13 protein-coding genes and 2 tRNA genes are annotated in these 15,933 nt (G+C 68.8%); 11 read left to right on the forward strand and 4 right to left on the reverse strand.

The features are described 5' to 3' along the window. Positions 1-347: 347 nt before the first annotated feature. The 5 genes from AB0368_RS30930 (at position 348) to AB0368_RS30950 (ending at position 3,986) form a co-directional block, all read left to right on the forward strand. A tRNA-Ser gene (locus AB0368_RS30930) sits at positions 348-438 on the forward strand. A gap of 36 nt (positions 439-474) precedes the next feature. Next, positions 475-547: transfer RNA gene (locus AB0368_RS30935), tRNA-Arg, on the forward strand. Between the two features lie 406 nt (positions 548-953). Continuing rightward, positions 954-1,358, forward strand: a complete 405-nt coding sequence (locus tag AB0368_RS30940) for a S8 family serine peptidase (RefSeq protein ID WP_366157544.1) — start codon at positions 954-956, stop codon at positions 1,356-1,358. Between the two features lie 100 nt (positions 1,359-1,458). After that, complete coding sequence (locus AB0368_RS30945) at positions 1,459-1,911, forward strand: hypothetical protein (RefSeq protein ID WP_366157545.1); 453 nt, start codon at positions 1,459-1,461, stop codon at positions 1,909-1,911. A gap of 320 nt (positions 1,912-2,231) precedes the next feature. Beyond that, positions 2,232-3,986: a M20/M25/M40 family metallo-hydrolase gene (locus AB0368_RS30950; protein WP_366157546.1), complete on the forward strand. Its 1,755-nt coding sequence runs from the start codon at positions 2,232-2,234 to the stop codon at positions 3,984-3,986. Between the two features lie 512 nt (positions 3,987-4,498). On the opposite strand, the gene AB0368_RS30955 is transcribed toward AB0368_RS30950, so the two are convergent. Then, positions 4,499-6,184: a hypothetical protein gene (locus tag AB0368_RS30955; RefSeq protein ID WP_366157547.1), complete on the reverse strand. Its 1,686-nt coding sequence runs from the start codon at positions 6,182-6,184 to the stop codon at positions 4,499-4,501. Positions 6,185-7,179: 995 nt separating this feature from the next. Here AB0368_RS30955 and AB0368_RS30960 point away from each other — a divergent pair. Continuing rightward, positions 7,180-7,791, forward strand: coding sequence for a hypothetical protein (locus AB0368_RS30960; protein ID WP_366157548.1), 612 nt, complete (start codon positions 7,180-7,182; stop codon positions 7,789-7,791). On the opposite strand, the gene AB0368_RS30965 is transcribed toward AB0368_RS30960, so the two are convergent. Beyond that, complete coding sequence (locus AB0368_RS30965; RefSeq protein ID WP_366157549.1) at positions 7,767-9,179, reverse strand: DUF2079 domain-containing protein; 1,413 nt, start codon at positions 9,177-9,179, stop codon at positions 7,767-7,769. The two genes, AB0368_RS30960 and AB0368_RS30965, sit on opposite strands and share 25 nt — an antisense overlap. Positions 9,180-9,272: 93 nt before the next feature. On the opposite strand from AB0368_RS30965, the gene AB0368_RS30970 reads away from it, so the two are divergent. Continuing rightward, complete coding sequence (locus tag AB0368_RS30970; protein ID WP_366157550.1) at positions 9,273-9,947, forward strand: response regulator transcription factor; 675 nt, start codon at positions 9,273-9,275, stop codon at positions 9,945-9,947. Continuing rightward, positions 9,940-11,418, forward strand: a complete 1,479-nt coding sequence (locus AB0368_RS30975) for a HAMP domain-containing sensor histidine kinase (RefSeq protein ID WP_366157551.1) — start codon at positions 9,940-9,942, stop codon at positions 11,416-11,418. Before AB0368_RS30970 ends, AB0368_RS30975 begins: the two co-directional genes overlap by 8 nt. Before the next feature lie 17 nt (positions 11,419-11,435). Here the strand turns inward: AB0368_RS30975 and AB0368_RS30980 are convergent, their stop codons facing one another. Beyond that, entirely contained in the window at positions 11,436-12,896 is a 1,461-nt protein-coding gene (locus tag AB0368_RS30980) for a hypothetical protein (RefSeq protein ID WP_366157552.1), read from the reverse strand. Positions 12,897-13,100: 204 nt separating this feature from the next. Between AB0368_RS30980 and AB0368_RS30985 the strand changes: the two genes are divergently transcribed. Beyond that, a complete protein-coding gene (locus tag AB0368_RS30985) occupies positions 13,101-13,514 on the forward strand; it encodes a DoxX family protein (RefSeq protein WP_366157553.1) in 414 nt (137 codons plus the stop codon). On the opposite strand, the gene AB0368_RS30990 is transcribed toward AB0368_RS30985, so the two are convergent. Continuing rightward, complete coding sequence (locus AB0368_RS30990; RefSeq protein WP_366157554.1) at positions 13,480-14,088, reverse strand: VOC family protein; 609 nt, start codon at positions 14,086-14,088, stop codon at positions 13,480-13,482. The genes AB0368_RS30985 and AB0368_RS30990 overlap by 35 nt on opposite strands. A 184-nt stretch (positions 14,089-14,272) precedes the next feature. Here AB0368_RS30990 and AB0368_RS30995 point away from each other — a divergent pair, with 184 nt between their 5' ends. Both AB0368_RS30995 and AB0368_RS31000 read left to right on the forward strand, forming a co-directional pair. Further along, the gene (locus AB0368_RS30995) at positions 14,273-14,578 is read left to right on the forward strand and encodes a hypothetical protein (protein WP_366157555.1); all 306 of its coding nucleotides are present in this window, start codon (positions 14,273-14,275) and stop codon (positions 14,576-14,578) included. Further along, a complete protein-coding gene (locus tag AB0368_RS31000; RefSeq protein WP_366157654.1) occupies positions 14,553-15,932 on the forward strand; it encodes a protein adenylyltransferase SelO in 1,380 nt (459 codons plus the stop codon). The genes AB0368_RS30995 and AB0368_RS31000 overlap by 26 nt, the downstream gene beginning before the upstream one ends. Position 15,933: the final 1 nt, after the last annotated feature.

Raw genomic sequence — 15,933 nt, forward strand, 5'->3', positions numbered from 1 at the left:
ATCTGCTTCTGGCGACGGTGTGCCCGTACCCGAAGATTTCTGGGGTTTGTCCGCAGCCGGCGGCCGGAATGTCACCGGGGGCGGCGTCTTCCGGGCCCGAGGGGCCGGCGGCGCGGAGGATTCGGGCTGGTCAGACGTGCTGAACGCGGGCCGGGGAGCCCGCGGACGACGCGGCGGCGGCTGCTTCTCCTCCATGCCGTGGCAGCCTAGCCTGGCCGCGGAGGTTTCACCTGTTGGAGGCGCGTGTGGTCGATCAGTTTCCAGCGCGGCGCGCGGAGGGGAACCTCTTTGCCGGGCCATCGGGCGGTCCGGTATCCTCGACGGTCGGTGGCCTGTAAGGCTCCCGAGGAGACTTCGCCTAGTCTGGTCTATGGCGCCGCACTGCTAATGCGGTTGGGGGCTTATACCCCCTCCCGGGTTCGAATCCCGGAGTCTCCGCGTGTTGAGCCGGTGTGTATGCTGGCAACGCACTGAGCGCCCGTAGCTCAATGGATAGAGCATCTGACTACGGATCAGAAGGTTAGGGGTTCGAGTCCCTTCGGGCGCACTTCTCAGAGAAGGCCCTCCACCAGCCAATATGGCATGGTTGAGGGCCTTTCTCATGTCCACGGATTCTGCTCATCGGCCGTCGTGGGAGCCACGCTGGGAGCTACCGGGATTCTGGGAGCCGCTTTGGCTCCCGGCGCCCCGAGGAGCGCCCGTGACATCAGCTCTGCCGCCGAGCGCCGGCCTGCTTCCAGCAGGTGACCTTAGAGACGTCCGTCGTAATGGCGATCGACGTATGCCCGAGCACCACGGAGACGACGTGCAATTCGGGGCGAGCGTCAGCGATGCCCCGGAGTGGCGGCGCTCATGCGGTGCCAGTGACCGAGGTCCGCAGCCACGGCGTGAACGCGCGCCTGTCTCTTGAACGGGTCCGCACGACGTGAACCGTCGGCGATAGCATGCTGTCGATGCGAATGATCGCTACCGTGCTGAGCTTGTCGTCCGTCCTCGGCACCACCCCGGCCCCGTCCGGCATCGACCGGCACTACTGGATCGACCAACTGCGGCTGCCGCGGGCCTGGCAGCTCAGCCAAGGCGACGACGTGACCGTCGGCGTGCTGGACACCGGTGTGGATCGTGACCTGCCCGACCTCGCCGGCGCGGTGCTGCCCGGCCGGGCCTTCCCCGACCTGGGCAATGGAGTGAACGACGCCTGGGGCCATGGCACGGCGATCGCCATGCTGATCGCCGGGCGCGGCCGGTCGGGCGCCACCATCGGGGTAGCGCCGCACGCGACGATCCTGCCGGTGACCACGGCCGGGACCGCGGAACGCCGTTCTGCCTGCCCGACCTCCTCAGCGGCGCCTGCCTGAGCCGCGCCTCCTTCCACCCGAAGGACACCGGTACCGGCAATCCGGGATATGCCGGCGTCATGCGCACCACTCTTGACCAGATCGGCTACAAAGGTTCCTGATGTCCGCTGACAACACCGGCACGGGGTCGCGACGGCTCCGCCTCATCGGCGGGTCTGTCGTGACCCTGGCCGGTCTCGCGCTGCTGGCGTTCCTGCTTGTGGCGGGCGTGGTCGTCTGGCTGTTCGGGGTCGCGCTGCCACGGCACCAGGATACGGTCGACGACCAGTCGCTGGCGGCCGCCCGCAGCTTCGCCGACCATGGTCAGCAGAAGCTGGCGTCCGCGGTCGCCGACGGCAAGCTGACCGACGCCGAGGTGACCGCGGTGGTCGGGACCATGTGGACGATCGAGCGCTCGGCCGATCGGTGGGCCGTGACGACGCGCTACCCGGCCGGCAGCAAGGACGTCTGCTTCCGGTTCGACATCGCCCTGCCGCTCGGCCCCGGCGCCCGGGTGACCCACACCGAGTTGCCCGACTGCCCGCTGATCGGGCCGCACCCGGGGGCTTCGTAACAGGGCCTCGGTGCGGCGTTCCCGAGAACTCGGGGCGGGCATCCTGGCCGCCCGGAAAGCGGCGACACACAGTGCGCGGCTCCTGATGCGGTCCCGGAGAACTTTCGGGAGTACCTGGCGAGGTAGCCGCGCACGTCGCCTCGGCGATCAGGAAGATGCCGTCACGATGCGGCACTTCGGGCCGATTCGATGGCGTCAACGACGCCCTCGGCCTCCATGGGCGGTCATGAGATATAGGTAGTTCGATATCTTGTGCATGGCTACACGTTCCTGTTTTCCTACGGCCAGCCGTGAATCGGCATCGACCCTAGGAGCCCCTCATGAGACTCAGAACGGTGACGGCAGGACCTGCCCTAGCTGTTTTCCTCGCGGCGACGGTGGGGCTCAGCCCGCTGCCGGCGGCGGGCTCGACCGGCGTGCGATCGTCCGGCTCATCCGTGACGGCGAGCAGCGTTTCCCTGTCGGCGGCTCCGCCAACCGTCGATGTCGACAATGTCAACGCCCACCTGCAACAGCTGCAGACTTTCGCCAGCAGCAACGGCGGCAACCGAGCCACCGGCACGGCGGGTCACACCGCGACGACGACATATCTGCAGCAGAAGCTGCAGGCGGCCGGCTTCACCGTCACCGCGCAGACCTGCACCACCTGCAACGGCTCCGCAAAGAACATCATCGCCGACTGGCCGGGCGGCGACACCAGCAACACCTACATGTTCGGAGCCCATTCCGACGGCGTGTCGGCCGGGCCAGGCATCAACGACGACGGCTCCGGTACGGCCACGCTCCTCGAAGCCGCGCTCCAACTTGCCGCAAGCCACCCGACCATGACCAACCACGTCCGGTTCGGCTGGTGGGCCGGTGAGGAGCAGGGCCTGATCGGCTCCAAGTTCTACGTCAACTCGCTGACGACGGCCCAGAAGGCCGCGATCAAGGCGTACGGCACCTTCGACATGGTCGCTTCCACCAACGGCGGTTACTTCGTCACCGGCACCGACGCCATCGCCGTGAAGCTGCGCGAATACTTCACCTCGATCAACGTACCCACCGAAACGTCGACCGAGTGCTGCAGCGACGACGGCTCGTTCCGCAACGCCGGCATCCCGTCATCGATCAACTCCACCGGGGCCAGCTACAGAAAGACCAGCGCCCAGGTGGCCAAGTGGGGCGGCACCGCCGGGCAGGCGTACGACTCCTGCTACCACCAGGCATGCGACACCTACCCATCGAACATCAACGGCACCTCCCTGGGCCGCTGGGCCAACGCCGAGACGTACGCGTTCTGGACACTCACCACGGGCACCGCGCCGGCCAACGACTTCTCGGTGTCAATCAGCCCGAGCTCTGGCACGGTGAACCCGGGCTCCTCGGCCACGGCCACCGTGAACACCGCCACCACCTCCGGCAGCGCGCAGACCGTCTCGCTGACGAGTTCCGGTGCTCCCGCCGGTGTCTCGGTGAGCTTCAGCCCGGCGTCGGTCACGTCCGGTGCCTCGTCGACTATGACCGTCGCGACCACTGCGGCCGCCGCGCCCGGTTCGTACAGCATCACGGTGACGGGAGCGGGCTTGGTGACCCACAGCGTCTCGTACACCCTGACGGTCAACGGGATCGGGGGGTGCACCGGCGCCGGCCAGAAGCTCGGAAATCCCGGCTTCGAAACCGCGACGGCACCGTGGACGGCTTCGGCCGGAGTCATCGGCGCGAACACCGGCGACGGATCGCCGCGCACCGGCACCCGTGACGCGCGGCTTGACGGCTACGGTTCGACCCACACCGACACCCTGTCCCAGTCGGTGACCCTTCCCGCCGGTTGCAGCGCCTACACGCTGTCGTTCTACCTGAAGATCGCCACGGCGGAGACGACCACCACCCGTCAGTACGACAAACTGACCGTGCAGGTCGGCACCACCACGTTGCAGGTGTTCTCCAACCTCAACGCCAGCGCGTACACCCTGCGCTCGTACGATCTGGCCGCCTTCGCCGGGCAGACCGTCACCCTCAAATTCACCGGGATCGAAGACTCCTCGCTGAAGACGTCATTCGTCATCGACGACACCGCGCTCACCGTCAGCTGACAGCAACCGGACGATGCCGCAAGGCGGGCCGCCCTGCGGCATCGAGCCCGGCTCCATGAGTTGGGGCCGGGCTTCTTGACCAAGGCTGAGCGCGGCGAGGCCCGCGTACGGCCTCGCGGACCGATGTCAGCCAGGTGGGCAAGGAAGGTTCCCTGCGAAACCGCTCCTAACGCACCCTGCTCGCCGAGAACCGAAGAGTTCTGTCGAATCGACGACGGTCGACGACACGTCGGAACACTAAAGTGATTTCGCGGTCGCGATGTGCTGCGCGATCACGAAGGGGCACACACATCGTGGGCAGGAGAATGACCAAGCAGAAGCGCGCATTGGTACGGCTGGCATTGATCATCTGGGCATTCGCCACCGCGTCGGGCTCCGGTTATCCGGCGTTCCGGATTCTTCATCCGTGGTGGGCGCCCGCCCTGCGTCGGCGATAACCACGAAACCTGCGCGGCTTCGACGCGACGTTCGGGTTCATGTTCGTGTTCGCAACTGTGTCTCGCGTGCAGGGGTTATCGGGCGTGCTCGGCTGGGATGGGGCAGTGGTCTGCTGGTTGCCATATTTCGTAGCCGGCGAGGTTCCAGTGTTTTTGCCAGCTGCAGTTCGAGCGGGCTAGGGCGGTGTTGCGGGTGTCTGTAGTGCGGAAGACGTAGGTTGCTCGTGGGTCGGTTTGGGTTGCGGTGCGGTAGGGCTGGTAGCGGTCGAGTCCGGGGTGCAGGCCGTCGGTGGGGCCGCCGAACAGTACGGCGCAGGTGATGTGTTCGCGGCTGAGGAAGGTCAGCCGGTTGCATTCGAGGTAGCCGCTGTAGATGTGTGTTATGCCTTCGTGTTGCAGGGCGTTGATGAGTTGTCGGCGGGGTGCTTCGGTGGGGCCTTGGCCGGCGTCTCGGTAGGCTTGCAGGGTGCCCAGGCTCAGGGTGGTCGCGACGAGGATGAGTACGGCGTTTTTGAGTAGGGCGCCGATTTTGGGTGCTGCGCTGCGCAGGTGCCACAGCGGGGCTAGGACCGCGGGTGTGGCGATGAGTACGCCGATGATGTAGCGGAAGTTGTTGGCGGGGGCGACGCCTGGTGTGGGGCTGGCGGCGAACGCGGCGACGGTCAGGGCGGCTGCGGTCAGCATCGCCAGCCGGGTCCAGATTTGTGCCTGGGTGGGTGCGTCCCCGTTCCGCTGCTGCTGCTGCGGCTGGTGTTGTTGCTGGGTGTGGTGGCGGTGGCGCAGTACGCGGATGCAGGTGGTGAAGCCTGTGGTCCACAGCACGATGAGGGCGATGCCCCAGAGTGCGGAGGGTATGTCGTCGGTGGGTGGTTGCCAGCTTGCGGTGTAGCCGAAGAACCACGCGGGCCGTGAGTACGGGTGGGCGATGGCGGAGCCTCCGGTGACGTACGACAGGCTGGTCGTCACGGTGTTGGTTATTTGGGTGGCGAGTCCGGGTGACTGGGCGCCGTTGAGCCCGGTGCCGCCGTTGAGGTACATGTTGATGACGCTGACCACGCCGCTGTCCTGCCAGGGGCGGGTGAGGTCGTGCAGGATCCAGGGCAGGGCACCGGTGAGCAGACCCGCGCCGAGTACCCACAGCCTGCCGGGGATGGCGGCTTTCCGCCGGTGCAGGCTCATCGCCACGAGTACGGCGGAGGTGAGCACGAACGGGGCGATCAGTACGGTGCTCCACAGTCCGAGCGTGGCGGTGGCGCCCCAGCCGAGCAGCCGCCACCGCTGGGCGCCCGCGTGGCTGGGCTGGTCGGGGGTGTCCAGCAGCCGGTGGCCGAGCAGCAGCAGCAGCGTGCCGGCGAGCAACGTTTCGGGGATCGCGCCTTGAGCCACTAACTGGTGGCCGTACAACTCGCGGGAGCCCAGTGCCAGCAGCCCCACCGACACCAACGCCACCGAGGTGCCGTACAGGCGCCGGGCCAGGACGTACATGGCGGTGAGGAACAGCAGGTACAACAGCAGCATCGCGATCCGCAGCCCGATCAGCGACGGACCGAACACCCAGAACACACCGGCGGCGAGGTAAGCCTCCGCGGTGCCCATGTAGGACTGGCCGTACATGAAGCTGGGGACCTCGCGACCCTCGGCGATGTGCATCGCCATCAACCCGAACGTGGCCTCGTCGCTGTTACTCGCCGGCCACTCCAGAACCAGCAAACCCAACCGGACACCCGCCGCGACACACAACAGCAGCACCAGCACAGCCAACGACGGCGACCAGCGCGACCTCCACCAAGCCCGCCCGCCTTCACCCGATCCCGGCGCCGTCACAGCACCACCGGCCGGCTGCTCAACGGGCACACCCGACCACCCCGACGAGACCGCTGCGGCACTCCCCCGGACGAAACCGGCTCAATTCTTTGGTCGACATCGCCACCCATGCTTAACGGTACGTTGTAGACAATCGAAAGGTTCGACAGTGAGGTGCTCTCAGCAAGGAATGGATGCTGACTCGGTACGACACGGACGAAACGTAGCCGTACCGGATGATGCTGGAGGCAGGCGTGGAGCCATCGATAGACACGTCCTTAAGGCCGAGCCCACGGAAAACGGCGCGGCACCCGCGCGTTGATCTGCTTTACCTTGCAATTGCGACATCTGCAAGGATCTCTACTATGAGGCACTTCCGGAGTGCATTTTACAGCCTGGTCGAAGGATCTGCGTGTCGCCACCGGCGGTTCACACGTCGCTGCGGCTCTGCCGCGGTTGCTTGCCGACCGGGCCGGGCCGACCGGGCCGGGTGGTAGTCGATTTCGTGGTGCTGATCCCGGCGGCGTGAGGCGCTCGCCGACATCGACGTGCTGCGTCATCAGGGCGACGTGTTCGGGCCGGTGGCCTCGGACACGACGGTTTCGCAAGGCCGAGGACATGACGCTGCCGGGCCTTGGCTTCGGCATCTCCCGCGCCACCGTCTACCCCTACCGCGACGAGGGCATCGCCGTGCTCTCCGCCCTGGCGCCAGATCTACACGCGGCCTCTTGGCGGTGGCCTTCTTGTCGAGGGTCGTTGCAGTTCCGGCCGCGCATGAGCCATTCGAGCAGTATCAGGTGCTCATATTCTCGGATGTCGAGCGTGATGAACTTGAACTGCGCGGCAAGATGTCGCGGAAACGCTAAGGCAATAGTGTCCTAACGCACCACGGGGCGAACGGCTGGGGGTGATGAGGACAACGGCGGAGATCATGAGGTTGTAGCGTCCCCCCCATGGCCACCTCCACCCTGCCGTTCCTCGGGCGGAGACGCCTCTACCGATTGGGCGCCGTGATGGCGGCTCTCGGCCTGGCGATCACCCTTAGTGTGGTGTGGCAGTCGGTTGATCCGCCTGCTGCGGCGCGGGCTTCGACGGAGCCCGCCGCCGACTCCGAGTGCTACGCGGGCGATCCGTCCGATTCAGAACGGACGTACCTGAAGGCCGGCATCGAAGCGACCGGCACTCGCGATAAAGCCGATGAGGCACGCGCGGTAACGGTCACCGCGAGGGCGACCGGCTCCGCGTACGGCTGTGGGCCGGCCGGTCGCGCCAAGCAGGCGCCGATCATCACGGTCGCGCTCGAGTTCCGGCTCACGGGTGAGCGGTTGTGTTATCCCGACAGCGTCGACGGCGACGAGACGTGCACCGGCGACCGCAAGGAACTCACCGTCACTCACGCGTTCAGCTGTAAGAAGGAACAGGTCTGCGATCTCTCGTGGGCCGACGAGACGCTCCGCGCCAAAGTCGATGGCCGCATCTCGACGCAGGAGGCGCGGTCCATCGTGACCAACGTCGGCGACATCCTCCCGGCCACCAGCTCCTATCTGGTGGTCGTATCCGGGTGAACCCGGTGCAGCAGCACGAATCCGTCTGAGCCGGCGACCGTGCGATAGCCGGCGGCGCCCAGCGTGCTCACCTCGGCGCCTACTTCCGCAGTCCGGTACGGCCAGTCGTCCACCGCCGTATCGGCGACCACCCATTCCGCCGTCGATGCGGTGCCCGGCGGCGGGAACATGCGTACCCGGGCGCGGCCCGTCAACTGCGGGACGAGCCGGTTCGTCGCCGCCACCTCGGCGTCGTCCGGAATCCGGTCGAGGATCGCGTGCGCCGCCGCCACCCGCGGATCCCGCCGCCAGAACGAAGGGTCGACCACGGCTCGGAGCGGCCGTCCCGGCGCATGCACCGCGCACGCGACCAGGCACCCGGCCGCCAGCACGACCCCGAGCCGACCCGACGGGCGCGAGGCGGTCGCGTCCGGGGCGTGGCGGCCGAGGGAGCGTGCCGCATCGAGAAAGGCGGCGAACACGATCACCATCAGCACCGCGTTGTAGTGAAAGCCGGTGCCCCAGTAACTCGGGTTGTCCGCCAGGAAGCGCCAGCCGAGGGTCGGCACCGCAAGCAATAGGACAGGCGACCGTACGGCGACGAACACGCCGACGCTGAGCAGCGCGATGACCGTACCGGCCTGCGTCGCCAGGCGGTCGAACAGCGGGGTACCGGAACCTGCCTGCATCGAGTACGCGTAGTGGTGCGCCGGATTGAAGAGGGGCAAGGCCACCAGCACCACGAGCGCCGTGGTCGCCAACCCGAACGCCATCGTCCACAGGCCGAGCCGGCGCTGCCGTTGCAGCACCAGGTATCCGCCGAGTGCGGCGATCGTGAGGGGGAGGTCCTCCTTGACCAGCACCAGTGGCACCGCCCAGGCGACCGCCGCGGGCCACTGCCGGCGCAACAGCCGTTCGAGGCTGAACGCCAGCAGTGGCACGGCGAACGCGACCTCGTGGAAGTCGAAGCCGATCAGCTCCTGCAGGCCCCAGGACAGGCCGTACGCAACCGCCACGCAGGTCCCTCCGATCGGGCCCAGGATGCTCACCGCCGTACGCCCGATGGGAATGATGGAGACCGCGACCAGCGCGGCCTGGGCGATCAGCAGGGTTTCCGGGGTCGGGAACAGCCGGTACAGCGGCGCGAGCAGCATCAGGATCGGGTGGAAGTGGTCGCCGAGCAGGTTGAAGCCGGGGCCTTTCAGCTCCACCACCGGCGGCCGGCCGTCGGCGTACGCCCGCACCGCCTGCTCGAAGATGCCCAGGTCGTAGCCGGTCGTACGGATCAACCAGTGCTGTCGGAGCGACACCGTCAGATATCCGGCGAAGCACATCGCGGCTACGAGGTGCGGCCACAGAGGGCGCGCGCGGTTGACACTGTGCGGCGGGGCGGGGTCGAGGAGGGTCACGGCGTGGAGGCTGGCAACCTGCCGTTGAACCGGTCCTGAACCGCCTGAAGATCGTCTTCAGGGTCGCCGCGAGGGCGTGTCAAGCTGGGCGACGTGCGGATTCTGGTGGTCGAGGACGAGCGGGCGATGGCCGGCGCGATCTGCCGCGGCCTCGAGGCGCACGGCTTCACCGTCGATCTCGTGCACGACGGCCGGGCGGCGCTCGATTACGCCGCGCAGCAGCGGTACGCGGCGATCGTGCTGGATCTGATGCTGCCCGGCCTCAACGGGTACCGCGTCTGCGCAGAACTACGCCGCCTCGGGGACACAACCCCGGTGCTCGTGCTGACCGCCAAGGACGGCGAGTACGACGAGGCCGAGGCGCTCGACACCGGCGCCGACGACTACCTGCGGAAACCCTTCTCGTACGTGGTGCTGGTGGCGCGGCTGCGGGCGTTGCTGCGGCGCAAGGGTGGGGCGGCGCCGGACTTGCGCGTCGGCGACCTCGTCCTCGACCCCGCGGCGCGCACCTGTCAGCGGGCGGGCCGGGCAGTGGAGCTGACGCCGCGCGAGTTCGGTGTCCTGGAGACCCTGATCCGCCGGCCCGGCGAGGTGGTCGGCAAGACGGAGATTCTCGATCAGGTCTGGGACCTGCACCACGACGGCGACGTCAACATCGTCGAGGTGTACGTGAGTGCGCTCCGCCGTAAGATCGACGTTCCCTTCGGGGTGCGGACCATCCACACCGTGCGCGGCGTGGGGTACCGGCTGGAGGATCTCGGTGCGTGACCTCCGGGTCCGCGCGGCGTTCGCCGCCGGCGTCGCGGCCAGTCTCCTGCTGCTCGGTGCCGGGTTGTGGCTTCGGCACATCGTGTACGCCGAGAGGATGCGCGCCGCCGAGCAGGAGGCCCGCACGATGGTGTTGAGTCTGCAGGACACCATCGTCGGCAACCCCTCGCTCGACAAGGACGACCTCAACGTTTTCGTCACGTTCAGTCTGGGCGAGTCCTCGGTCCCGGAGTCGGACACGGTCGCCTACCTCCTGGTCTCCGCCGACGGGACGGTGCGCAGAGGCAGCGAGGAGTTGGAGCCGTACGTCGCGGACCGGACGCTGTTGCCCGCGCCGCCGACCGGCCGGGTCGTCGACTACCGGCCGCAGGACAGCTCGGTACGGCTCGGCGCCCCGCCGCCCGGCGCCCGGGGGAGGCTGGCGCACCGCACCTATCCCGTGCTGTACGCCGACACCGACCTCGACACCCCCTGGGATCTGACCCAGCTCGGGCTGCGCGCCAAGCCCCTCTACACCCCGCCGATCCGGCTGTACGTCATGGTCTTGCCGTTCGAGGCCGAGCGTGCGGTGGCACGTGTCGATCGTCTGCTCGCGCCCGGCGTACCGGTGGCAGTGGTCCTGGTGGCGTTGGTGGCGTGGCTGGCAACGGACCGGGCGCTGCGACCGGTGGAGCGGATGCGGGCGCAGACGGCAGAATTCAGCGCGCGGGGGCTCGACCGGCGGCTGTCGGTGCCGGACTCCGACGACCGCCTCGCCCGGCTCGCCGTGACGTTCAACGACACCCTGGACCGGCTGGCGGCGTCCGCCCAGCGCCAGCGCCGATTCATCGCCGACGCGGCGCACGAGCTGCGTACCCCGATCGGCAGCGTGCGGGCGATTCTGGAGGTGGCGGCCGCCCACCCCGATCCCGCCGACCAGGCCGCCGTGATCCAGGAGGCGGCCACCGAGGCGCGACGGTTGCACCGCCTCGCGGAGGATCTGCTGCTGCTCGCTCGGCTGGAGGCCGCCGTCGCGGTCCCCCGTGAGCCGGTCGATCTGGCGGCCCTGGCCCGTGACCAGGTCGCCGACCGGGGCCGTGCCGGCCCGATCCGGGTCAGCTGCGACGTGACGGGTCCTGCCATCGTGGCCGGCGACCGGGCGCAGCTGGACCGGCTGCTGCGCAATCTGCTGGACAACGCGGAACGCCATGCCCGGGGCGCCGTCACGGTCACCGTCGGACCCGATCCCGCCGCGGAAACGGTACGCGTAACCGTGGCCGACGACGGGCCGGGCATCGCTGCGGCCGACCGCCGACGGGTGCTCCTGCCCTTCACCCGGCTCGACGATGCCCGCGCCCGCGACGCCGGCGGATCCGGGCTGGGCCTGGCCATCGCCCGCGACATCTGCGCCGGTCATGGCGGCTCGCTGGAGGTCGTGGAAAGCGACCTGGGCGGCGCGGGCCTGCTCGTGCGGCTACCGTCGGCTGGGTAGCCGCACGAAGGGGCGCCTTACGACTCGCAGTTCGCGCTGGCGTCCCCGTGATCCGCGGTGCAGGCGTCCGTGTCGTCGCCGCCGTCGACGGTGTCGTTGCCCTCGATGCCGTCGACACCGTTGATGGTGTCGTTGCCGCTCAGGCCGTACAGGTGATTCGAACCGGTGTTGCCGACGATGGTGTCGCTTCCGGCGCCGCCGTAGACGGTCTCCACGTCGGTGCCGATGTTGTCGCCCTCCCAGCCGCTGCCGATCCACTGGCCGTCGTTGGCGACGCCGTCGAGCGTGATGCTGAGGTAGCCGCTCCGGTCGCGGTACGAGACCGTGTCGGTGCCCGCCCCGCCGTGCACCGTGTCGGCCGCCCGGTCGGCCGGGCCGGCCGGGATGGTGTCGTCGCCGTCGCCGCCTTCGATCGTGTCGCTGTCGTAGCCACCGTCCAGGGTGTCGTTGCCACCCACACCGACCAGGACGTCGTCGCCGCCACCGCCGTCGATCGTGTTCGCGGCGTCGTCGCCGGTGAGCGTGTCGGCGCCCCAGCCGCCGGTCAGGTTCTCGACGTCGCTGTGCACGTTGTCGCGACCGTTGCCGTCATTGGCGACGTCGTCGAGGGTGATGGAGAGCTTCTCGTTACGACCCGCGTAGGTGACCTCGTCCCGGCCGTCGCCGCCGCGGAACTCGCTGGTGGCGTAGACGCCGTACGTGGCCTTGAGGACGTCGTCGCCGTCGCCGCCGACCAGGACGTTGCCCTCGTGGCCGGCGGTCAGGAGGTCGTTGCCGGGGCCGCCCAGCAGCGAGTGGCTGCGCTGGGCGACGCCAAGGTCGCCCGTGAGCTCGTCGTCGCCGGAGCCACCCTCGATCTCCCAGACGCTCGCGTCGATGACGTCGCCCTCGCCGGCCTCGCCACCGCTGCCCTTGCCGATGCCGGCGACGACGCGCGCGGTACGGGAGCCGTAGCTGACCGTGGTGTACCCGCCGTCGCTGCCGAACAGGTCGCCGTCCAGGCCGCCGTCGAGCACGTCCCGGTCGGGGCCGCCCACCAGCCAGTCCTTGCCCGCCGCACCGATCAGCCGGTTCGAGCCCGAGCCCCCGGTGGGACCACCCTTGATCACATCGTCACCCGGGCCGCCGTCGAGGACGCCGGGCACACTCGCCGTCTTCGTGATGGTGTCGTCGCCCGCCCCGGCCGCCACGGACACGCCGGTGATGACGTCGGCCTTGCAGCGCACGGTCCGGCCGTCGACGGCGGTGCAGCCCGCACCCGGATCCAGCCAGCCCCACCGGTTGGCGATGACGACGTACCCGTCTTGCAGGTCGATGTCGATCTGGCTGTTCGCCTCGGTGTCCTTGAAGATCGCCGTCAGCGTGCCGTCAGCCACGACGGCGGTGTTGAGAATCTCCGCCGCCCGGGCCGGCGCGGCGAAGCCTCCGACCACCACAAAGGCGACGGCGGCCACTGCCGCGAAACGCTTGCTCCCCATGTTTCCCCCATGATCACGACCGCGTCACCCCGGCGTCGGACGGTTTCGCAGTCGACCGAAAATCAATCGGCATGAGTATCACGGGTACGCAGAGAGTGATCGCGCCGGGGTCGGCCACGACATTTTCTCCGGCCGGCGATGAGTTTGGCGCGCCCCGGAAGTCTGAGTTGGTGCACTCACCACTCGAACAAGGGGATGATCGTCATGACCGCCGTCAACGCCGCACCCGCACCGCTCGCCCGGGGACTTCACCGCACGCTGTGGGCACTCCAGATCACCCTTGCGCTGTTCTTCATCGTCGCCTCGGCCGGGCCCAAGCTCTTCGGGGAGGCGTACGCGGTCCAGACCTTCGAGGACATGGGCGCCGCGACGTGGTTCCGCTACTTCATCGGCCTGGTGGAACTCGCCGGCGGCATCGGGCTGCTGGTGCCACGCCTCGCCGGCCTGGCGGCGGCCGGCTTGGCGCTGCTCATGGTGGGGGCCACCATCACCCAGGCGTTCATCCTCCACGGCGGCGCGCTGGTGATCACGCCGATGGTGCTGTTCGCGCTCTTCGTCTTCGTAGCCTGGGGCCGCCGCCCGTCTACTTCGGAGGTTCCGTCCCGGCCTGCTCGCTGACGAGGAATTCGGCGTACCAATCGGGCCAATTCTCATCGGCTTCGCCGGTGCGCTGCTCATGCTCCCCATGAGCCGCCTCAGCCCGCCGGAGGGCACTTGCCAGATCATTCACCGACGAGTACGTCGTCCCGGCGCCGTCGATGCGGCCGGGCAGGCGGGAGGTCACCTCCTGCAGCACCCAGCCGTTCCCGTCCGGATCACTGAACGTGGCGTACGAGTTGTACGAGGCGCCGTCGGGCGCGGGCCCGCCGGCCTGGCCTTCCGGCGTACGGTGGAAGATCTCGCCGACCTGCACACCCCGCGCGGCCAGCTGCTCCCGGGCGGCCTTGATGTCGGGAACGACGAGGAACAAGCCCTGAGCCGAACCGGGCGCAGCGTCAGTGGCGAAGTGGATCGAGCAGGCGGAGCCCGGCGGGGTGAACTGGATCGCCCGCGCGCCGCCGAGGACGAAGTCGGCGTCGAGCCGCCAGCCGAGGCCGGCGTAGAACGCTTTCGCCCGGGCGAGATCGCTGACCGGGAGGGTGACTACCTCGAGCTTCAGGTCGGCGCTGTCGCGGTTGTCCGTCGCGGCCATCGGAGCCTCCTCAGGTCTCAAGGACACCGTTTCATACCGGTTGGAGGCTTCGGGAGGGGCGAATCGGCGTATCGCGTACACGCGCCAAGGTGGCGGACGGGCGATCTCCGCGAGGCCGAGTGGCCGGCTGGGCGGCAGCCGTCGAAGATCAGGCGTACGACAGCGAGGTATAGGACCAGCCGCCATGACAGCAGTGCAATTCCTCGTGAACGAGGTCTTCGACATTTCGACGCGCGGCGGGCTCATCGCTGTGGGTTCGACGCAGGGCGGTGAGTTCGTCGGGATCCCGCGGCTACGGGACGAGGCGAGCGGTCAGCGCATCCGCGTCCTGGGTGTGGATCATCCGACTCCGCGTACCCGGCGTACAGGAGAAACCATCCTGGTCGTGGACCGAGCCGACGCCGCCTACGTCGCGGTCGGGCGACGGTGGGTCGAGGAGCCGCCGGACGTACCCTCGAGGGGTGATGATCGGCAACCGCTTCGCTCGTGAGCTTTCCGGGATGGCCGTTCCGTGGCAGGCCGAGGATGTTCCCGAGCCGCGGCTGCTGGTGCTGGACGAGTCGGTGGCCGCCGACCTCAGCCTCGATCCCGCGTGGCTGCGCACCCCCGAAGGCCTCGGTTTCCTCCTCGGCACCGCACTTCCCGAGTCGGCCACCCCGGTTGCTCAGGCCTACGCCGGGCATCAGTTCGGTCGTTTCGTTCCGCGGCTCGGCGACGGCCGTGCGTTGCTGCTCGGCGAGCTCACCGACCGCAGCGGCCGGCTTCGGGATCTGCATCTCAAGGGCTCCGGGCGGACGCCCTTCGCCCGCGGGGGTGACGGGCTGGCTGCGGTCGGCCCGATGCTTCGGGAGTACGTCGTCAGCCGGGCCATGCACGCCCTCGGTATCCCGACGACCCGCTCCCTGGCGGTGGTGGCGACCGGGCGCCCGGTGTACCGGGAGTCGCCGCTGCCCGGGGCCGTGCTCGTCCGGGTCGCCGCCAGTCACCTGCGGGTCGGCAGCTTCCAGTACGCACGGGTCACCGGCGACCTCGACCTGTTGCGGCGCCTGGCTGACCATGCGATCAGCCGGCATCATCCTGAAGCCGTCGGCGCCGAGCGGCCGTACCTTGCGCTTCTCGAGGCTGTTGTGGCCGCTCAGGCCGCGCTCGTCTCCCGGTGGATGCTCGTGGGGTTCGTGCACGGGGTCATGAACACCGACAACATGACGATCTCGGGCGAGACCATCGACTACGGGCCCTGTGCCTTCATGGATGCCTTCGATCCGGCCACCGTCTTCAGCTCCATCGACCACGGCGGGCGGTACGCGTACGGGAATCAGCCGCTGGTTGCGCAGTGGAACCTCGCGCGGCTCGCGGAGGCGCTGCTGCCGCTGCTGGACGACGACGAGGACGCGGCGGTCGCGGCGCTGGGGCGGTTCCGCACCCGGTACGACGAGTTGATGTCGGCCGGCATGGGGCAGAAGCTCGGGCTGACGGGTGACGTCGACCGTTCGCTGGTCGACGAGCTGCTCACCCTGCTCCACAAGGGCGGTGTCGACTACACCTCGTTCTTCCGGTCCCTCTCGGGGGACGGGGAGCTCGGTGCGGAGTTCGAGGATTGGCTGGCGCGGTGGCGAGCCCTGGGCCCGGACACTGCGGCGATGGATCGGGTGAACCCGGTCTACATTCCTCGCAACCATCTGGTCGAGGAAGCGCTCGCGGCCGCGACCGACGGCGATCTGGAACCGCTGGATCGGCTGGTACGCGCGGTGAGCGCTCCCTACCAGGAGCGCCCCGGCCTCGAGCGCTACGCCGCTCCCGCGCCGCGGGATTTCGGTGTCTACCGGACGTTCTGCGGGACCTGAG

Source organism: Actinoplanes sp. NPDC051475 (assembly GCF_040689425.1).
Classification (GTDB): Bacteria; Actinomycetota; Actinomycetes; order Mycobacteriales; family Micromonosporaceae; genus Actinoplanes.